Below are 21,243 nucleotides of genomic sequence, written 5' to 3'. Positions count from 1 at the left end.
TAAATGTGTTATTATGGTTATGGAGTAGGTGGAGTCTGTCCTGTATTCCCGCCAATTGGTCCATGAGGCCCACCAGTACCATCGCCACCGTCGGTTTCTGTTCCCGGGTCAAGGCCTTCTGTATGAGTGCTGGTTTGGATTCCTACATTGTTTGAATTTTTGTAATAAGTAGTGTTTCCATTATGGTTTCCCCATGCTAATCCCAATAGCATTAATAAGAATTGTATCATCGTTTTAAAATTTAAAAATTGACATTGATGTTCTTCCCCGCAAAACTGATTGCAGGCGGTGTTACATGTTTTTAAAAAAGAAGCGCTTCTTAAATTTTGGGAAGTGAACCCTTTGAAAACAGAAGAGAAAGCACCGCTTCCCAACCCAGAGATTTATCCTCCGTTTTCTCAGGTATTCAGAAATCAGTTGGTTTGTTGTTTAGTTTCTCACTGATTTCTATGGCAAAGTAACGTCGGGAAAGGGCCAAAAACACTGACAGATTTCTGACAGCGGCTGACATCATTCTGACATTAATGGTGATTTGGTTTTTTAGGTTATTAAAAAAAGAGCAATGGCCTGCGATAAGAACCTCCAGTATATTATCAGGCGTTTTTACGGGATCCCGTAGCGTTATGTTAAAAAAAATCGCTTTTTTTGTAATAATTTAATAATCAGTCATGTTTACGAAAAAACAATTGGTGGAAGAGGTTTTTGATAAGGCTAAAAGGGAATCAGGAAAGAGTACGAAAAACGGTTTATCTGAATATCTTGTGATAACGTTAGAAGAAAAAGTGAGTCTCAGCATCTCGGAGCGAACGCTTATTCGTTATTATGATACCTATGTCATCAACAGTACAAAAAAAAATGAAATAGAAATTGACTCCAATACTTTGGATAAGCTCAGTCAGTATTTAAGCTACCGCTGTTTTGAGCACTTTGTTAATCCAAATGAGTTTGTTCTTGATGGGGTAGAAGCCGCGAATGTCCATCGTCCGATCGGGGTTTACCAGGACTTGACAAAAGTGGTAGAAGGAGGGTTGCACATCAACATCCATAATATGATAAGACTCCCTGATTTTATCAAAAATAATAAAGGAATGAGTTTAGGGATAACGGGTGCACTCCTCGCAAGTGGTTCTTTTGCTCATTTTAACGGCTCTTTTCAGAAAAATGATCATATGTACTGGAATGGAGTGGAGTACAAATTGACTACGGCGCAAGACCGTAATCCTAAGCATGCAGTTATTCCGCTGGATACGGTACAGTTTAAATATTTTAAGAAGATTACCCGTCCGGACACCTTAGATCTCGACAATGGATTGAATAAGGTTTGGTACTCTAAATATCGGAATAAGGTCGAATTCTTTACGATGGATGGGACGAATCCGGATAATCATAAGGAACTCAAACCCGTATCTGAAGGGATTTTGGAGAAATATGCAGGAAAAAAAACCACTGAAAAGTGAATTAAATAAAAAAAGATACCGAATTAAGAAATTAATTTGCGATCTTGTTGATCCGCTACAAAATCCCCAAAAAGAATCCAGTTACTATTCTTATGTAAAAAGGTGTTGTTCCATCTTCTAGGAAGATCATTTCATGAATCAAATTAGGAAAAGAAAGCATGTTGTTTTCACCGTTATGCATAATCACTTAAATAAAACTTTATCAGTGTTCCACAAAAAAAATCCCAACTCCCGTCAGGATTTTGTTACCTATAAATAACCGCCTTTCATTTGTTCATAATGGAAATCAGGAACTGTTCGGTTTCCTGTCTTGCAGACAAAACGACCTGAGGCCCAGCCGAACAGAGCGCCAAGTGATACATTAGTTCTTTGAACAATTGTTATAAGATTCAATAACTCTTTCTATATTTTCAGTGGGATATTTTTCTTTATTATTCCAATCTTCCAGTACCGTCGGACAATCTGAAATTAGTTTTGAAATGGTATTTCTATTGGAGGTATTACTGCGTAATTTTATAATTTTATTATCTTTTACCAGTACGTTTGCCAGTACTATTGATTTTGTATAAAGATCCCAGTCATCAATATGATACAAGCTCAATTTTCCATTAATTCTTTCTACATAGAATTGATTTTTATTATTCAAAAGAGAAACATATTTGACTGGTGCACCAACAAAAACTGAAAATAATTTAATTTCGTGTGGCTTATATTTCTTCTTTTGCCCATTTTCTAAAACAATTACTCTTTCATACGAATGTTTTAAAATGTCACACTTTATTGTATCGTTATTATTTGTTACATAATATTCCCCAAATTTTTGTGAAAAAATGAAACAGGAACAAAATATAAAAAGAATAGGGAAAAAAGATTTCATTGGTTGGTTTTTATTAATATCATTTCAGCGAGTGGCAGTCTGTGAAAAAAAATTCCGTTTATTATTTTCAAAAATAGCTATATATTTTAATAAAAGAAGCGAAAACATGATATTTAATGATGTAAAATAGGAATGGAAGCATGAAAAGTTAAATGTTTTTTTTAAGTTTTCTGTAAAAGGCTTTAATCACAAAAAAAGCAGTCTTTCTAAAAAAACAGCTTTGATAATCTCTATTTTAAAAATGACAACTCCATAGACTGCCAAAATGCTGTTGAAAGGCCGCCGAAGGTTCCGTTCAACAGGCTTTCATTCTTTGCCTTTCCGGCCAAACGCCCCAACACGTAAAAGAATGAGGTACAGCTCATGTTCAGTCATTAGCGGTTCGGGCTTGGTATGATGTATCTATTGTTCTTCTTCGTCAAAATTATCAAAATAGGAAAAATCTTTTGTTATCAGTCCGTTTTCAATGGTGAAAATAACGCAAATAGGTAATTCAAATTTCACATTGTCCGGTCCCGTTCCAGTGGATACGAATTCTACAATGATATGTTGGTCCCCCGAAGGATAAGTTTGAATAACCTGATCATGAAGGTCTGGGAAAACTTTATGGAGCTCTGCATATTTGTCTGCAATTTGTTGTCTTGTTTGTTTTACAATTCCCTGTCCCAGTGACGGATCTTTAAAATCGGCAGTTTCAGCATACATATCAGCCATTTTTATCCATTCGTGATTGTTGAAATGTTCAAAATATTGCTGAACCAATTTTTCATTTGTTGAGGTCTCCATCGTTTTTTCTTTTGTTTGATTGTTACAGCCGATTAGTATAAAAGTCAGAATAAATAAGGATAATATTGTTCTCATAGCATAATTGATTAGTTTTCTGCAATTTAGATCATTTTCTGATCACTTTTTGGCTAACGTAAAAAATACGGGTTTTATCCATTCGTAATTGTTTCCAAATGTTCCGTAGACCATTCAAATATATACATTTGTTTTTAATTGTTTCCTCCGGAACATATTCTAAAACGACAGGCATGGAGATTAAAAACAAAAACCAAGCGAAAGATTTAAGCATGAGCGAGGAAGTTTGATGCAGATTTTTATTATCAGTTTAAAAATTCTGCTGAGCACCCGTTTTCTTTTGTCTGGGAATTTGAAACTCAGAAAACCGGTAAAAAACAGGTTTGCAGCCCTTAGAATCGGGGACTGCGGTATCTGCCTCCTGAACTCTACTTGAACATTCAGGATTATCAGGGAGCTTCAAGGTATTTCAACTGGTTCAGTAAAAATTTTCCTGAGGATTCTGGTTATCCTGTTTTTCTGTTGGAGAGGGCAATCACTCTTTTTAAAATGGGAAAGATTAAAAATGCTGAAGATCAAATTTTGAAAACGTATTCTTCAAATGCCTATATCATTCTGCTTTTTTAGAGATTGAGAATAATGACCTTTCTATTTCTGAAATTTCTAACTGGGAAACTCCTATTATTGCTGAGAATTTGGTTTATTCGAAAAATGATCCGGAGCTTTTGGATTTTACTGACTGGCTTTCAGACTTTATAAAAGAAGGAAGATTTGTTAATGGTGCCTTATGATGATCAGTTGTTATTTCATTCAATAGTTACCACATCAAGACTCTTTGCTTGCTGATTACATTAATGATTCTCTGGAATTTCTGAATTTTTCAGCTAAAAGGGAAAGTTTAATCCCGATCTGCCTTTTTCTTTGGTTGCTGCCTTTAAAATTAGCTTTAATGCTTTTTATTTTCTCAAGCAGCGTTACTGTTTCGTCAAATAACGCTGCATATTTACTGCCTGAGGAAAATTCCATAATTTTGATGTTATTTTCTGCGATGCAAATGATCTTTAGCAGGATTTCTTTTTTTTCTTTTTCCTGTACCAGTTTTAGTGCCTTTCTTTCTGCTTTCAATCTCTTTGCAGTCTCATATTCTTCCAGTACTTTCTCTGTTTTCGGGCTGATATATGCTTCTCCCATTTTTGAAGTCAGATGCCAGCCGCAACATACGTTACAGAAATAACTTCTTATAGGAGCATAGCCGTTTACAGATTCAATTTCTTCATTATTGAATCTCATAAATGTCTGTGCTTTTACTTCTGTTTCGAAGAGCATTTTTTGCCGTCCGCAGTCATAACAAAACACCTTGTTTTTAAAAGGTTTCATCAGAAAATCTTTTATAGCTGTTAATCAGTGAGTTGAAGTTACAAATTTACAAATATTACGATACCCGAATTTTTTATTTTTTTTGATTGAGGTTTCCACGGTATTGATTGTTGTCAGCGGAAATGATAAGAAGTCATCGTTCGAATTTTGCAGTTATTTTGTACCACACGATTTTTAAATCCTATCGATATCGATGAAGTATTCAGCGTCGTATGCTTCTTCATGTTTACTGGAAGGCTACTTTAATCATAACGAATCAGGGATTCACTAATGCAGGGTCACTTTGAAAAAAGAAGAAAGTAATTGAAAGAGAAGGTGAAACGACTGGTTATTGAAATGTTAATAGAGAAGAGATAGGGTTAATTAAACCCCAATTCCCATCCATATTGCTGATATAAAAACTTCGAAAGGAGAGGACACTTAGGAGAGCAGGGATGTCCTCACTTCGGAGTGCTGGAATATAACAATATGCTCTATTTTTTTAAATAAAACAATTCAGCACTTTAAATCTACGGGTTTTCTTATTTCGTCCCAAATTTTCATTATATTTGGGACTATTATGAGACCAAAAGTGGAACAATATATTTCAGATCAAATAGATACCCTAGAAAATGGGGCGATTTTTTTTGTGGATGATTTTTTAGATTTTGGAAATTCAGAAAGTGTGAAAAAAGCATTGCTCAGGCTTGAAGAAAAACAAAAAATTAAAAGACTATCTCACGGTATTTATTATAAGCCAAAAGTCAGTAAAATTATTGGAGAACTCATTCCTTCGATAGAAGATATTGCAAACGCTATTGCAAGAAGAGATCACGCCAGAATTATCCCTACTGGTGCTTTTGCAGAAAACATATTGGGATTAACTACCCAAGTTCCTATGAAGTTTACCTTTCTTACGGACGGAGCTGCCAGAATGATTAAAGTTGGCAACCGAACAATCAATTTCAAATCTACCGTTCCTAAAAACCTAGCTACAAAAGGGAAAATTTCTACTTTGGTTATTCAAGCTTTGAAACAAATAAAAAAAGACCATGTAGATGAGATTATTTTGAATAAAATTTCTGAACAATTGAAAAATGAAGACCAAAATAATATTCTTCATGATGCTAAACTTGCTCCAGCGTGGATCAGAGAAATCCTTTTAAAATCACTCCATAATGAATAATTGGTTTACATTAACAGGAGAGGAACAATTCGAAATAATCAATGAGACTTCTGCTCAACTTGGGTTTTCCGAAGTGGTTATCGAAAAAGATTGGTGGGTTTGTATGGTTTTACGAGCCGTATTTCAATCGAAATATGAAAAACACATCGTTTTTAAGGGAGGGACCTCATTAAGCAAGGCGTATGCTGTTATTGAAAGGTTTTCCGAAGATGTTGATTTAATTGTTGATTATCATTTTCTCGGTTTTGATGATTTTAAATCGAAATCGCAGATCAAAAAACTTCGCAAAGCTTCCGGGCATTTTGTTATTGGCGACTTCCGAGTGGAATTAATTGATCAACTTAAAAGATTAGGGATTCCGGAAGAAATGTTCAGCATAGAATTCGACTCCAGAATTGATGATACCAGCGACCCAAATACTTTGGAATTATCATATCAATCAGTTGTTCCAAGTGAAACCCACATTCGAAAGAAAGTGATTATTGAGATGGGTGCAAGAGCTTTATCAGAGCCCTCTGAGAAAAGAAAAATAAGTTCGTACATCGATCAGTGTTTTAAAGACGATGATTTTGTTTTTCCTGAATTTGATGTTGAAGTTACCATTCCAACCAAAACATTTCTGGAAAAAGTTTTTCTTCTGCATGAAGAATTTTCAAAACCGATCGAAAAAATTCGACACCATAAATTGAGCCGTCATTTGTATGATTTAGATCGGCTCATGAATTCTGAATACGGTGAAAAAGCAATTGCCGACAAAGATTTTTTCAAGAAAATTGCCGAATTTAGAGAACTGATGAATAATGGGAGAGGGATTTCTTTTGAACATCATAAAAGGGATCGACTCAACATCATTCCTCCTGTGGAAGTGATTGATCTTTGGGAAGCAGATTATAGACAAATGCAGGAAAATATGATTGTAGGTGACAGTTTACCTTTTAATGAACTTATTGAAAAAATGCAGATTATTCAGCAAAAATTTAAAGGTAATTCAAATTGACTCGTCATAAAATAACGAAACAGATTCACAACTTGCATGAGAGTCTTCAATAAGGCTGTTAATTGAGGTAACGGAAGAGATTTTCATTGCTCATGGATGATGGATATTAAGCAATCAATTCCTATTTTTGCATCCTATTTAGCGAAAATTTAATACCTCCAAAAACAACTTGAATAAACTCAAATATTATCTCGCGGCCCTCTTCGCATTCACCCTTTGGGGAACTTTCAGTCTGGTCTTAAAACCTTTACATGCCTATCCATCGCTAGATATTCTTTTTTACAGAGTCTTCAGTTGTGCATTGATCATGACTGTTATTTCACTCCTTTTTAAACGGGCTAAACTGAGAAGTATGATCAGTTATTTCAAGTCTTTAAAAAGAAAGGACCAATGGCACATTGCAGGTTTAAATATAGGGAGTAGCGTCCTGCTGACGGCGAATTGGTTTTCTTTTATTTATGTGATGAATCATGTGAGCGTACGGGCAACTTCGGTGGCTTATTTGGTTTGCCCCATTATCACTACGGTGCTCGCTTATTTTATTCTTAAAGACCGACTGAACAAATTTCAGTGGCTGTCTGTATTTTTGAGTTTGGCTGGCTGTTTATTGCTTTCTTACACCAGTATGATTGATATGTTTTACAGCAGTCTGATTGGTTTAACTTATGCTTGCTATCTGATCAGCCAGCATATTAATAAAAACTTAGATAAATTCCTGATCCTCAATTTTCATATTCTTTTATCCGCTGTGATTTTGTTACCCTTTTTTCCTACGTTTTCCGGGAGCATCCCTACAGACTTTAAATTTTACTTCTATATTGAAATCATCGCTCTGTTTTACACCATCATCCCTTTATTTCTCAATTTGTATGCATTATCAGGCATCTCTTCATCAAAGGTCGGCATGATGCTGAATATAAATCCTATTATTGCCTTTATATTGGCAGGAGTGGTGTATCTCGAACCCTTAGGAACGCTGCAAATCTGTGCTTATGTCCTTATTTTTATTGCGGTACTTGTATTCAATGGATGCCATCTGTTCAAAGTAAAAAACAATTAAAGCCTCTGTAATCTCGCTCCCGCTGCGCATTTTATGACAATTCTCGTCATGTTTTCATGCTATGAATAAAAAAACTCCAAAGTCTGGAGATTTCGGAGAGCGGGAATCAAATTCACTCCTTTGAGGGCTGGGTCAAATGCATTTGATTTTTTTTAATTCTTGAATTTTTTGCTTCATCCTTATTTATATTTTTTAATGGAATCGACGAACCTCTTTTGTTAGTTTGCTAAAATGTTTCTTGTTCTTTTGTCTTGAAACAAAAGAACCAAAAGTTCAAGACTGGATCTTTTTGCCTCATTCCTTTTCCTATTTTTAATGGAATCGGCGAACCTCCTTCGTCGGTTTGCTAAAAAATTGAAATTTCTTCAAGAAAATCCCCAAACTCGGGCGGAAAGAAGATGGGTTTATAAGTATGTAGATTTCTGCCGCCACTCAAACAGTGGGGATTTTTATGCGGTAATCATTTAGAAGATTTGGTTGTGAAGAAATTTAAATTTTTCTTAACGCAAAAATCTCCTAAGTCAGTTGTTAGGTTATTTTTAGATCGAAGTTTTGGTGAGCAATTAAATTCACTCCTTTTTTTATGCTGAGCTTATCGAAGTAAGGGTTGGGGAAAATAAATTTGGTTTTCTTTATTCTTTTACTTTTTGTCTTAACACAAAAAGTAACAAAAAAGTCAAGACTGGATCTTTTTGCCTCATTCCTTTTTATGTTTTTGATGGAATCGGCGAACCTCCTTCGTCGGTTTGCTAAAAAATTGAAATTTCTTCAAGAAAATCCCCAAAACTCGGGCGGAAAGTTAACAGGTTTTTGTGTACCTCATTTTTTGCCGCCACTCAAACAATGGGGATTTAAAGGTGTTGTTAATTGAAGATTTGGTTGTGAAGAAATTTCAATTTGCTTCCTTTTTTTTATTTTTTTATTTGAGTCTGCGAACCTCTTCAAGGTTTTTCTTAACGCAAAAATCTCCTAAGTCGTTTTCAGTTCATTTTTAGATCGGAGTTTTGGTGAGGAATTAAATTCACTCCTTTGAGGGCTGGGAAAGTCTTCGTGTTTTTATCAAGCCTGCAGAAATACCCACTGTTATGAAACTTAATTCATCGAAAAATTATTCGATGAAAACTTCATACTGCTGGTAGAAATATTATATTTGATTGTAGTTTAGTAGGTAAACAATTATAAACAGCGATGAAGAATCATACGAAAATGTAGCATTTACAAAAATCTAAAACCAAAACATCAATTAAATGAATACACTTAAAACTCCGGGCGTCTATATCATTGAAAAAAATGCATTCCCAAACTCCGTTGTAGAAGTGGCAACCGCAGTACCCGCTTTTATAGGCTATACGGAAAAGGCGAAAAATGGGTCCAAGTCTTTAATTAACCTACCCTTCAGAATCAGTTTCTTAGCCGAATACGAACAGTATTTTGGGAAAGCTCCCCGCAAAGACTTTAGGCTGGTAAAAACTGATGTTAACAGTTTAGGCCTGTCTGCCCTTAAAGATCCCGGTAAATTTGACGCCGTAAAAAATTGCACTGAGGCCATCTTTAAACTAAGTGAGCCGGACGATATGCAATACTATGGCCTGACCAGAAACTACCAATTCAATCTTTACTATCAGTTGCACTTTTTCTTTGCAAACGGTGGCGGCCCGTGTTACATTGTTTCAGTTAATGAAGGCTATAAGCAGGATTCGTTTTCTTACGATGCTTTGGTTGGAGGTATTGAACCTCTTTTGAAGGAACAGGAACCCACAATGGTTGTCATCCCCGAAGCAGTTTACCTTGAAGAACAGGAATGCTATGACCTGCAGACGGCGATGCTGCGTCACTGCGCAACTATGGGGAACAGAATTGCAATTCTGGATATCTATAATGGTGATCAATCAAGAAAAGATCCGGAAGCAGGCGACGTGATCACCACTTTCCGCGAAAAGATAGGAACTGAATTTCTAAATTATGCAGCGGCTTATTATCCCTGGCTGAATACTGCTATTATATCAGAGAAGAATTTAGGAATTCATTCTGTTTCAAACATAGAAGACTTACAAAATATTCTGAAATCCGAAGCCGTTTTTCAAAAAGATGAAAAAAGGACACAACAATTATTAAACTTAGCGGGAAGGATCACCAAAGAAGGACCTGAAAGCCCATCTGAAAAGGAAGAGATCCACAAAATTCTATTACAACAGAGCGTTGCGTATGCAACAATTATGAAGAAAATAGCCCATGATATCAATCTGTTACCTCCTTCTTCTGCAATGGCTGGGATTTACACCTTGGTTGACAGCATGAGGGGAGTGTGGAAAGCACCTGCAAATATTGGGCTATCGAGTGTTATAAGCCCGTCAGTTACTATTTCGCACGCCGATCAGGAAGACTTAAACCTGCCGCCGGATGGAAAAGCAATTAATGCGATCCGCTACTTTACAGGAGAAGGAATAAAAGTATGGGGTGCCCGCACACTGGATGGCAATTCCTTAGACTGGAGGTATATTAATGTCCGCAGAACGGTGATCATGCTGGAAGAATCTATAAAATACGCAACCAGATCTTTTGTGTTCGAACCCAACACCGCAAATACATGGGTAACTGTCCGCAGCATGGTAGGAAATTTCCTTAACGGGATATGGAAACGGGGAGGTCTTGCAGGAGCCGTCCCCGAAGATGCCTTCACTGTTTCTGTAGGATTAGGGGAAACCATGACACCGGAAGATATTCTGGAAGGCATCATGAGAATTACAGTGCTGGTCGCTATTGTCAGACCTGCCGAATTCATTGAGATCACATTCCAACAACAAATGCAAAAAAGTTAAACGAAGAAAAATTAAAACAGTCATGACAGGAGCAAAACAAGACGATGCGTGGTCTTTACCAAAATTTTACTTCTTCAATTCATCAATTTTACTTTTTGCATCGGTCAATGCTGTTTCAATGGTATCGCCATTGGGTTCACCGTTCGTAATGTGGGTCATTGCGTTTTTATGCAAAGTAAGAATTTGGCTTTTTATGCTTGGTCACTGATCACGGACTGCAAATCTGGATATGGGGGGATTATGCCTTTATCCTTCAATATGCAGTTCGCCAAACTACGGTTTGTAGGTGCTTTTTCATACTGTAAGCATACTATATCTATTCTATATTCATACTATATATTAAAATTCATTATCTTTGAGATATCCTATAATTAAATAAGATGGCAGAACTAAAAGGTGTCCTTAAAATTACCGGAAAGCTGGGCGGGCTTTCGTTTTATAAAATGAACGGCAAGATCATCGTGCGAAATCCGGGCGGTTTTGACGGAGAAAAGATCCGGAAGGATGAGAAATATGTGAACGTAAGAAATAATGCGTCTGAATTTGGGCGCTGTTCAAAATTTGGCGCAAAACTGCGGCGGGCTCTTCAGCCCTTTGTAAAGGATCTGAACGATCCTGTTCTTCATGGGAGAATGGCGAAGATGCTGCACGACCTCATGAAGATGGATGCGCTATCCGGAAAGGGGGAGCGGACGGTGCAACTGGGGCTGCAAAACGCTGAAAGCACAAAAATCCTTGGCGGTTTTGTGTGGAACCTTAAAGACGGAAAAAGATGCCGCTATGATTATGACCAGCGGACGCTCTTTTTCGACCGTATTCCTGCGAAAAGTACGAAAGCGGAGGTGACACTGCGGTTCATCGATCCTGACGAGGGACAGGATTCGTTAGAATTTGTAGATGTTGTTTTTGAGGTTCCGCTTCCCTGTTCTGCGTTTTTTATTCCTGAGAGTGGGGGATTTGTGGATGTTCACGAAGGTCTGTTGAAATTTGCTTTGATTCGTTTTTTTGACGGAAGCGGCTTACTGTTGGCGGGAAAAACGGCGGTGGAGTTCGGGTAGTTTTTGGAGGTGCTGTTTATCTGAAGTTGTCATCGATAGAAAATATCAAATCTAAAAGCGGAATATTTAATTTTTGTGGAGAAGATTACACCTGGAAAAGAGTCTTGATTATCTGCTAGTTGCTTACTGTACTTAAAAAAGTGAAATGAATATTTGGATCATCAATTTTTCGCTCTCGTTTCATATGTTAAAATTAAGGTTTTATGCTTAACTTTTACTGGACGCTAAATTAGTACATCCAGTAGTTTATTATCGACAAACTTGGTAATACTTCCCGTTTTTGAAGCGAAGACATCCATTTTGGTTTTTACGGTTTCTGATTCTTTTTTTTACCTCCTGTCCATAGGAAAGGGTGGTGATCAAAATAATTGCGGAAACGGAAAATAGTCTTTTTAGCATTTTATTTATTTTTTTTAATGGAGACCAAGTTATTTTATAAATATTTTACTGCATTACGGAAAACCGTAATTATGTTTAATTAAAATGTTATAATTTCAAAAAATATTAAACGGTGAAAATAAACCCCCATTTTTACTATTGTAAATTGAGAAACCATTAAATTTTATATAAGATGAAAAAAAATGATTTGTTTTTTTTTGTCTAAATTTAAGACCCTATTTTATTAGGCAGAAAAACTATGAAAACAAATCTCCTCGATCCTCAAAAAGCATTAAATCCCGCCTATAAGAAATTTACTCCGTTAAAAAAAGATGTTGATGAGTTTGCAACAAAACTTGCAGCATGTATTGCGGCTATTATTTCACTTGACAACAGAGGAGAAAGCGAAGAACATTTAAAAGGGCCTATAAAAACATTTCTGTCTTCCACTTTTTACGGCGACCATGAGATCAACACCAGAGAAAATATCGATCTGGCTATTTATCTGGGAAAAGATGCTACTTCGGAGGTGGGCGTTCTGCTCGAAGCCAAAAAACCCAGCAATAAGTCGGAATTTCCCAAAAACGGGCAACTCAACTGTAAAGCATTTCAGGAATTACTGCTGTATTATCTGAAAGAGAGGATTGATTATAAAAACAATAATATCAAACATCTCGTCATTACCAACGGCTACGAATGGTATTTTTTCAAGGCAGAAGATTTTTATAATATTTTTTATAAAAATAAGGAACTGGTAAAGGAATATGGACAATTTCGGGATAAACTAAAAGACAGTTCCGGCAGACCTTTGTTTTACGATGAAATAGCAAAAAAGTACATTGCGATGGCAGAAGATAAAATTCCTTTTGTGCATCTTGATTTCAGAAACAAGAATATCGCAGATTTAAAACCAAAAGAAATTGAAAATATTTACAAATTATTTTCTGATGTTCACTTATTGGGTAAAAGTTTCGGAAATGACAGTAACCAGTTAAATAAAGCCTTCTATAATGAACTTCTGCATATCATCGGGTTGGAGGAAATAAAAGAAAGCGGCAAGAAACTCATTCAACGAAAAACAGATAAAGCCAGAGATTATGGCTCTCTTCTGGAAAATACAATTTTTACTTTGGAGGATAAGGACTTTCTTTTGAAAGTTAAAAATATTCCCAATGATGAGAATAAATCCTTTACCGTAGGTTTGGAGCTTTGCTTAACGTGGGTCAACAGGATTCTTTTTTTGAAACTTTTGGAATCGCAGTTGCTTAGCTATAACAGAAACTCATCTGAATACAAATTTCTGAATTTTGATTTCCTCAATGGTTTTGATGCTCTTAATGACCTGTTTTTCTCCGCATTGGCCAAACCCATGAACGAACGTCATCAGAAGTATTCAGAAAAATATAAAAATATTCCGTACCTCAACAGCAGCCTTTTTGAACGGAACGAATTAGAGGATCTCACCTTTGATATTACGGCTTTGATGGATGAAAAAATGGAAGTGTATTCTTCTTCCATTTTAAAAGATGCCAATGGTAAGAGACAGAATGGAAAACTCAATACTTTAGATTACTTTTTTCAATTTCTGGATGCCTACGATTTTTCGACAGAATCGGGAGAGGAAGCAGGAGAGAAAAAGGAGAATAAAACCCTGATTAACGCGTCCGTTTTAGGTTTAATCTTCGAAAAAATTAATGGGTACAAGGATGGTTCTTTCTACACACCAGGAATGATTACGATGTTTATGTGTAAAGAAACTCTACGAAAATCAGTAACTCAAAAATTTAAAGAAGAATTTGAGGCAAGTATTGAAACCTTTGAAGATGTGGTCGATTATAGCAAACAATATTTTAAAAAAGAGTACCGTAAGAGATTTAATGAGGCGGTGAATTCAATCAGAATTTGTGATCCGGCTGTAGGTTCAGGACACTTTTTGGTTTCTGCTCTTAATGAAATGATTGCCATCAAAAGTGAACTTGGAATACTGGCGGATGAAAATTGTAATGCTTTACCATGTTCTATAAAGGTTGAAAATGACGAAATCTACATTTTAGATGCCAACAATGATTTATTTTCTTACAATAGAAAAGATCCACAAAGTTTGCTTATTCAAAAAGCGATTTTTCACGAGAAGGAAACTGTGATTGAAAACTGTTTATTTGGAGTTGACATTAATCCTAATTCAGTTAATATCTGCCGACTGAGACTCTGGATAGAACTTCTTAAAAATGCATACTATACTGACGAAGGTGAATTGCAGACACTACCTAATATTGATATTAATATTAAAAATGGAAATTCATTAATCAACAGGTTTGCTTTGGATGACAGTTTAAAAGCTGCATTTAAAAATAAAGAGGTTAATTTTTCTGTTGCTGACTACAAACAAGCGGTTAAAGACTACAAGACCACAAACTCTAAAACCAAGAAAAAAGAAATTGAAGAAATTATAAATATCATTAAAAACAATTTTAAATCATCTTTAGATAATAGGAGTAAAGATAAAGTTAATAAGGCAGTTGGAGATTACGTAAATGAAGAACAAAGACAGCAAAATCTACTTATTTTCGGGCAATCAATAAAGAAGACAGAAAAAGATAATCTCAAAAAACTGAAACAGAAAGCAGAACTTGCTCAAAAAGAAAAGGAAGAAATTCTAAATAACGTTATTTATAGAAACGCATTTGAATGGAGGTTTGAATTTCCGGAAGTCTTAGATGAGGAGGGAAATTTTATAGGCTTCAATGTCATAATAGGTAATCCTCCTTATATTAGAATTCAAGGAATCAGAGAAATTGATTCTAAATTAGCTGACGGATATTTAGAAAGATACGCAGCTGCTTCTGGATCTTTTGATATTTATGCGTTGTTTGTCGAAAAGGGTCTTCAACTAATTAAGGATTCTGGGACTATAAACTATATTATGCCAGTAAAATGGACTAATGCAGCTTTCGGCAAAGGTTTAAGGGATGTTATTTTAAAGAATAAATCGATTAGTAAAATTATTAATTTTGGTGATTTTCAGGCATTTGATGCATCAACATATACTGGATTACAGTGGTTTGATAATAATTCTGATGGGCTGGCATATTTTGAATTAGACAAAGAATATAATGATATACTAGCGTTAGGGGAATTTTTAAATAATCTAACTAATGATAAGGGTACTGTTATTCCGGTAGATAAGCTGTCCTCGGATGCATGGGTTTTAACTAATAATTCAGTAATGCAAATTATTGATAAGCTAAATCAACAGCCCAGAAGAATTTCAGATGTTTTTGATAAAATATTTCAAGGTATTGCAACGAGTAAAGACGATGTCTATTTCCTCTATAATTGTGAGGTTAACGATGATATGGTTAGCGGTTTCTCCAAAGAGATTGGTAAAAGAATTATCATTGAAAAAAAATTAGTCAAACCACTACTAAAAGGCGACGATGTTCATCGTTACGAAAATATTACTACAGACAAATATGTCATTTTCCCTTATAAGATAGTTGATGAAAAAGCATTTTTATATAATGAGAATGAGATTGAAGCACTATTTCCATACGGATATCAATATTTAAAACTTTGTGAACAAACACTAAGAGACAGAGAAAAAGGGAGGTTTAATATTGACAACGAATGGTTTCAATATGGAAGAAAGCAAGGTATAGCTTTTGCAGAACGAGAAAAATTAGTAGCACCCGAGATTTCTTTGGGAGGAAATTTCTCATTCGATAAAAACGGTGATTTTTATTCGACAACAACTATCTACGGATATATAAAAAAGGAAGGTGTCAAAGAAACATATATTACATTAATGGCTTTGATGAATTCCAAGCTTCTTTGGTGGTTCTTGTCAAAGACAGGAACAGTTTTAGCAAATGGATACTTTAGGTACAAGCCTAATTACTTACAGCACTTCCCAGTTCCTGACATTGATATTGAAATATCTAAACAAATAGACTTACATGTTTACCAATTAATGCTTGCAAAAAAGGAGAATGATACAGATAATATTAATCATTTGACAGATGAAATAGATGAAATTATATTTAGTTTATATGATATAACAAAAGATGAGAAGATATTGATTTACAATAATTTATAACTATTAATTAATAACCTCCTAAAGTAAATATTTCCTCATCAGATAGTTCGTAAATTTTATAGACAATTCTATTGATTTCACTTTCTAGAGAAGATGTATCGGGAGTAGTATCTAATTTTTTAATTTGTAATATTTGACTAACTAACGCTTCAATTGCACCGATATCTTCTTGTTTAAAATCTAAAGGAACTGGGAAAGGATTGATGTAATTTGTCTTAAATGTGAAATATCCGCCTCGTAAAACATAGCCAGTTTTCTTTATAAAGAACCAAAATAATTCAGAATTAAATAAGCCTAACCAGAATAAATAGCTCTCTTTAATTGAACTTTTTTTGATGTAACCATAGATCTTAGTTGTCGAATAAAAATCACCCTTTTCGTCATACGAAAAGTTTCCGCCAAGCGAAATTTCAGGTGCAACAAGTTTAACATTTTCAAATAATGTCAAATTTTTAGGATATATATATTTATACCAGTATTTGTCGTTTTTTAACCTCCCTTTAAAATAAAAATATCTAAAGTCCCATTGGATAATAAAACCTGTTAATTTCTAATGTTTTGTTATATTAATTGTACTATTAACATGAACAATTATAAAATAAATAAAATAAAAATGATTTACGGATACATAAGGGTAAGTACGGACAAACAAACAGTAGAAAACCAAAGGTTTGAGATTAACAATTTCTGCAACAATCGGGAAACACTGGTTAACAAATGGATTGAAGAAACCATTTCCGGAGCTAAAAGTGTGGATGACAGAAAATTGGGCAAACTCCTTAAAAAAATGAAAAAAGGTGATGTTCTTATCTGTTCAGAACTTTCAAGATTAGGTAGGAATCTTTTAATGATTATGGGCATCCTTAACGAGTGTATGAACCGAGATATAGAAGTTTGGACGATCAAAGACAATTATCGCCTGGGAAGCGATATCAGTTCAAAAGTTTTAGCATTTGCCTTTGGTTTATCAGCGGAAATAGAAAGAAATCTTATTTCTCAAAGAACGAAAGAAGCTTTAGCACGGAAGAAAGCAGAAGGAGTCATTCTCGGTCGACCTAAAGGCAGCAAGTCTGCCAAAACAAAACTGACAGGACAAGAAAAGAAAATTAGGGAACTGCTAGATAGGAAAGTGTCCTATTCGGCGATTGGCAGAATTTTAGGAGTACATCGATTAACAGTTAGCAGTTTTGTGAAGAATCAAAAAGTAGCTTAAAATCAAAATGCCCAAATTTAATTTGGGCATTTTGATTTTCATTATTACAAAACTTATATTTATGGAGATTTTAAACTTATTTTATTCCTAATTACGGAAAACCGTAATTATGTTTAATTAAATTGTCATAGTTTTATAAAAATTTATAACCCGTTTAATTATCTTTAAGACAACAAGCGTATGACCGTATTTCTATTATTTGTTATTTTATTAGTCATTATCATTTTTGTAAGCCAAATCAATGCGAAGAAGAAGGAGATTGCGGCGCTTAAAACAAAAAACCAAGAGTTAACAGCAAGCAATGTTAATTTAACCGCCACAAATCAGAATTTAAATCAAAGTGTAACAGACCTGAATTTACAGGTGTCTTCGCTAAGCAAATATCAGGGAATTGTTGATACTGAAAAGAAAGTCGGCGAAATGCTTGAGCAGGCAGACCATAATGCCCAATTGATTATCAGCGCAGCAGAAGATTACAAACTAAATATTCTTAATGATGAATCAAAAATAAGATCAGAAGCGCAAGACACCTTGAATGCAGCCAAAAATCAATCAAAATTACTAATTGAGCAAGCGCAGGTAAAGCTGGATTCTTCGGTGAATGAGTCTGCTAATATTATTCAACAAGCAGAAGTAAAAGCGGTTGAAATTGCGGGGAGTGCTTATGAAGCAATGAAAAATGCAGACGAATATCAAAAGACCGCAGCAGCAATGAAGAATATCATCAAAGGCTATGGTGATGAGTATCTGAAACCAACCTTTAGTCTTCTTGATGATCTGGCAGAAGAGTTTGGACATACCGAAGCCGGACAGCAATTAAAAATTGCACGAGATAGAAATAACAGTTTAGCCAGAACGGATAAGGCTGCGCAATGTGAATACGTAGAATCGAACCGCAAAAAAACAGCGGTTAATTTTGTGTTGGATGCCTTTAACGGCAAAGTGGATTCTATTTTATCTAAAGTCAAGAAAGACAATTACGGTATTCTCGAACAAAAAATTAAGGATTCTTTTTATATGGTAAACCATAATGGTAAAGCATTTAGAAATGCTGAAATTACCAGTGATTACTTGAATTCCAGATTAGATGAGCTGAAATGGGCGGTCATTGTACAAGAATTAAAATGGCAGGAAAAAGAGGAGCAACGACTCATCCGTGAGCAAATAAGAGAGGAAGAAAAAGCCAGACGAGAATATGAGAAGGCTATTAAAGATGCTGAAAGAGAAGAGCAATTGCTGAAAAAATTAATTGAAAAAGCGCAAAATGAAGTGCAGAAAGCAAGTGAGGAAGAGAAAGCAAAATTCATTGAGCAATTAAATGATCTCGAAGGAAAGTTGAAAACTGCAGAAGAAAAAAACAAAAGAGCGATTTCAATGGCGCAACAAACCAAAGCCGGGAATGTTTATATTATTTCGAATATCGGTTCATTTGGAGAAGATGTCTATAAAATTGGGATGACCAGAAGGTTGGAACCCTTAGATCGAATAAGAGAATTGGGCGATGCCAGTGTGCCTTTCGAATTTGATGTGCATGCATTAATCTACAGTGATAATGCGCCCGGTCTTGAAAGGCAATTGCACAGAAGGTTTCTCAAACTTCAGATGAATAAAGTAAATCCGAGAAAAGAATTTTTTAAGGTTGGAATTGCTGATATTAAAGACGCGGTGAATAATTTAGGGATTACGGCAAAATGGACCCTTATTGCGGAAGCCAAGCATTATCGTGAAAGTATTGCGATTACTGAAGCAATGAAGAACAATAAAAGCCTTGAGCGGGAATGGGAACACTTTCAGGAAGAAGCAGAAATTGAAATACAGGAAATGGAAGTCGAAGCGATTGAATAAGATTCTATAAAAAAATGTTTGCAAAAATGCACTCCACATTGCTTATAATCTGAAGAAGAATTGGAATACCATAAATAAAAGAAGACGACACAATATTTGATATAAAATATGAAGATTGTAACCAACCAGAACTATTTCCCGAACGGCGTAAAACTAGTAACAAGCAAGTAAAAAAGTATGAAAACCATTAACTGTCACATTAAAAAATGAATACATCTTTAACCTTTCAAGAATTTCTTGGTAATATAAAAATTAGCGATGAGAAAGCTTCAACAATTTCTGGTAGATACGGTAGAATAACAAAATCTTTAAATATATATATTCGTGATACAGAATCAACAACCGCAAATAGTTTACAAGTAGGTTCTTATGGAAGATACAGTGGTATCAAAGGCATTTCAGATTTAGATATGCTGTATATCATTCCTTCCTCAAAATGGGATGATTATAATAAAAAAGGAGGACAGTCGAAATTATTACAAGACACAAAAACTGCAATTTCTAACACTTATTCTACATCAGATATTAAAGTTGACAGATGTGTAGTAACTGTAAAATTTTCAGATGGAACCCACATCGACGTACAGCCTACTTTCGAAATCGAAGATCAAGATTATAGATATCCAGACACGTATGGCGATGGATCTTGGAAAACCACAAAACCAAGAAAAGAAATGGATGCAATGGTGGAGGCTGAACCAAATAAGAATAAAAATCTAAGGAGATTATGCAAAATGGCAAGATCTTGGAAAAACAAACACGGTGTTTGTATGGGAGGCTTGCTTATTGACACGTTGGCTTATAATTTTTTAAATTCCTCAGAATATTTTGATAGTAAAAGCTATCTATACTTTGATGAAATGAGCAGGAATTTTTTTAAATACCTTTACGATCAACCAAAAGACCAAAAAGAATATGGCGCTTTAGGAAGTAAGCAACGTGTAAAAGTTAAAAAATCCTTTAGACGAAAATCAAAAAAAGCGTATGACTTAGCTTGTGAAGCTATTGAAGCTTCATCAGAACAAACTAAACATAATAAATGGCGAGATATATACGGAAACGATTTTCCTAAGTATCAAAATGAAGAAAATGAGGCAAAAGCCATTAATTTAAATTATGAAAATACCGAAGAGTTTATAGAAGATTCATATCCTGTTGTGATACAATATGGTCTTGAAATCGACTGTGAGGTCAAGCAAAATGGTTATAGAGATGGCTTATTGCGGGAGTTTTTAGCAAAACGCTTTCATTTATTACCAGGTAAATCGTTAACATTTTTTATTTCCGAAATTAACATCCCACATCCTTTTATTGTGAAGTGGAAGGTTACCAATAGAGGAAATGAAGCAATTAAGAAGAATTGTATAAGAGGCCAAATAACTACGGATAGTGGTCATCAACAAAGAATTGAAAGTTCAAGTTTTAAAGGTGGACATTTTGTTGAATGCTATATCATTAAAGACAATGTTGTAGTTGCAAAAGATTCAATTGATGTTCCAATTTCAGGTTAATTATCAATAAAAATATTATGACTGAAGAAAAAGTTTTACTCGAATCTCAAATACGAGAAATTTACGGAAGAGTGGTCTATACTCATAAAACGCACGAAAAGTGTGCAGATGTTCTAAAAAACAGGAATGATTGTTTAAAAATAACTGAAATAATTTTATCAATATTAACAACAACAAGTATTTTGGCAGTGATTTTTGGAGATGGAAAAGTATTCCAATTTTTGGCAGCACTATTTTCTACAGCCTTACTTGGATTGACATTATATTCAAAAGATTATAATTTATTAGCTTTAGCAGAAAGGCATAAACAAGCAGCTCTAGATATTCTTGAAATAAGAGAAAAACTATTGTCACTATTAGTAGATATCAAAATCGGAAATATTGACATTATTACTCTGCAGGAAACAAGAAACGAATTAAATGAGCAATTAGTAAATACATATAGAGGAGCTCCAAAGACAATAAACAAAGCTTATAAAATTGCCTCGAAAGCATTACAAGAGAATGAAGAGTTTACATTTACGGATCAAGAGATTGACAAGTTTCTACCTGAAAGTTTAAGAAGAATTTAAATATTAAAAAATAAAAA

General features: G+C 34.7%; 16 protein-coding genes. 11 read left to right on the top strand and 5 right to left on the bottom strand.

The features are described from left to right. Positions 1–17 precede the first annotated feature (17 nt). Positions 18–230 (bottom strand): hypothetical protein, encoded by a 213-nt coding sequence (locus QF004_RS08050; RefSeq protein ID WP_133440142.1) that lies wholly within the window; start codon positions 228–230, stop codon positions 18–20. Between the two features lie 438 nt (positions 231–668). On the opposite strand from QF004_RS08050, the gene QF004_RS08045 reads away from it, so the two are divergent. Then, positions 669–1,457 carry a hypothetical protein gene (locus QF004_RS08045; RefSeq protein WP_307424831.1) on the top strand — a complete coding sequence of 263 codons (789 nt, stop codon included), beginning with the start codon at positions 669–671 and terminating at the stop codon, positions 1,455–1,457. A 361-nt stretch (positions 1,458–1,818) separates the two neighbouring features. Here QF004_RS08045 and QF004_RS08040 read toward each other — a convergent pair whose 3' ends face one another. The 3 genes from QF004_RS08040 to QF004_RS08030 all read right to left on the bottom strand — a co-directional run bounded on the left by QF004_RS08040 (position 1,819) and on the right by QF004_RS08030 (position 4,461). Then, positions 1,819–2,334, bottom strand: a complete 516-nt coding sequence (locus QF004_RS08040) for a hypothetical protein (RefSeq protein WP_307424828.1) — start codon at positions 2,332–2,334, stop codon at positions 1,819–1,821. A 402-nt stretch (positions 2,335–2,736) separates the two neighbouring features. After that, entirely contained in the window at positions 2,737–3,195 is a 459-nt protein-coding gene (locus QF004_RS08035) for a nuclear transport factor 2 family protein (RefSeq protein ID WP_307424825.1), read from the bottom strand. 786 nt (positions 3,196–3,981) lie between these two features. Next, positions 3,982–4,461 carry a hypothetical protein gene (locus QF004_RS08030; protein WP_307424822.1) on the bottom strand — a complete coding sequence of 160 codons (480 nt, stop codon included), beginning with the start codon at positions 4,459–4,461 and terminating at the stop codon, positions 3,982–3,984. A 610-nt stretch (positions 4,462–5,071) separates the two neighbouring features. On the opposite strand from QF004_RS08030, the gene QF004_RS08025 reads away from it, so the two are divergent. The 6 genes from QF004_RS08025 to QF004_RS08000 all read left to right on the top strand — a co-directional run bounded on the left by QF004_RS08025 (position 5,072) and on the right by QF004_RS08000 (position 16,085). Further along, positions 5,072–5,677 (top strand): DUF6088 family protein, encoded by a 606-nt coding sequence (locus QF004_RS08025; protein ID WP_133440147.1) that lies wholly within the window; start codon positions 5,072–5,074, stop codon positions 5,675–5,677. Then, positions 5,670–6,674, top strand: coding sequence for a nucleotidyl transferase AbiEii/AbiGii toxin family protein (locus tag QF004_RS08020; protein WP_307424818.1), 1,005 nt, complete (start codon positions 5,670–5,672; stop codon positions 6,672–6,674). The genes QF004_RS08025 and QF004_RS08020 overlap by 8 nt, the downstream gene beginning before the upstream one ends. A gap of 169 nt (positions 6,675–6,843) precedes the next feature. Beyond that, positions 6,844–7,734 carry an EamA family transporter gene (locus tag QF004_RS08015; RefSeq protein WP_307424815.1) on the top strand — a complete coding sequence of 297 codons (891 nt, stop codon included), beginning with the start codon at positions 6,844–6,846 and terminating at the stop codon, positions 7,732–7,734. Positions 7,735–8,981: 1,247 nt separating this feature from the next. Beyond that, on the top strand, positions 8,982–10,553 hold the full coding sequence (locus QF004_RS08010; protein WP_307424812.1) for a phage tail sheath C-terminal domain-containing protein: 1,572 nt from the start codon (positions 8,982–8,984) through the stop codon (positions 10,551–10,553). Positions 10,554–10,933: 380 nt separating this feature from the next. Then, the gene (locus tag QF004_RS08005; protein ID WP_307424809.1) at positions 10,934–11,611 is read left to right on the top strand and encodes a hypothetical protein; all 678 of its coding nucleotides are present in this window, start codon (positions 10,934–10,936) and stop codon (positions 11,609–11,611) included. 637 nt (positions 11,612–12,248) lie between these two features. Beyond that, positions 12,249–16,085 carry an Eco57I restriction-modification methylase domain-containing protein gene (locus QF004_RS08000; RefSeq protein WP_307424806.1) on the top strand — a complete coding sequence of 1,279 codons (3,837 nt, stop codon included), beginning with the start codon at positions 12,249–12,251 and terminating at the stop codon, positions 16,083–16,085. A 7-nt stretch (positions 16,086–16,092) separates the two neighbouring features. Here QF004_RS08000 and QF004_RS07995 read toward each other — a convergent pair whose 3' ends face one another. Then, positions 16,093–16,617 (bottom strand): TaqI-like C-terminal specificity domain-containing protein, encoded by a 525-nt coding sequence (locus QF004_RS07995; RefSeq protein ID WP_307425100.1) that lies wholly within the window; start codon positions 16,615–16,617, stop codon positions 16,093–16,095. Between the two features lie 81 nt (positions 16,618–16,698). Between QF004_RS07995 and QF004_RS07990 the strand changes: the two genes are divergently transcribed. The 4 genes from QF004_RS07990 (at position 16,699) to QF004_RS07975 (ending at position 21,226) form a co-directional block, all read left to right on the top strand. After that, a complete protein-coding gene (locus QF004_RS07990; RefSeq protein ID WP_307424804.1) occupies positions 16,699–17,298 on the top strand; it encodes a master DNA invertase Mpi family serine-type recombinase in 600 nt (199 codons plus the stop codon). A 180-nt stretch (positions 17,299–17,478) separates the two neighbouring features. Beyond that, positions 17,479–19,143 (top strand): DUF4041 domain-containing protein, encoded by a 1,665-nt coding sequence (locus QF004_RS07985; RefSeq protein ID WP_307424800.1) that lies wholly within the window; start codon positions 17,479–17,481, stop codon positions 19,141–19,143. A gap of 206 nt (positions 19,144–19,349) precedes the next feature. After that, entirely contained in the window at positions 19,350–20,654 is a 1,305-nt protein-coding gene (locus QF004_RS07980) for a hypothetical protein (protein ID WP_307424797.1), read from the top strand. 17 nt (positions 20,655–20,671) lie between these two features. Then, complete coding sequence (locus tag QF004_RS07975; protein WP_307424796.1) at positions 20,672–21,226, top strand: SLATT domain-containing protein; 555 nt, start codon at positions 20,672–20,674, stop codon at positions 21,224–21,226. Positions 21,227–21,243: the final 17 nt, after the last annotated feature.

It is taken from the genome of Chryseobacterium sp. MDT2-18 (genome assembly GCF_030815285.1).
GTDB lineage: Bacteria > Bacteroidota > Bacteroidia > Flavobacteriales > Weeksellaceae > Kaistella > Kaistella salivictor.
The sequence above is the reverse complement of the archived record's forward strand: the minus strand, read 5'-3'. Positions and strand labels throughout refer to the sequence as shown.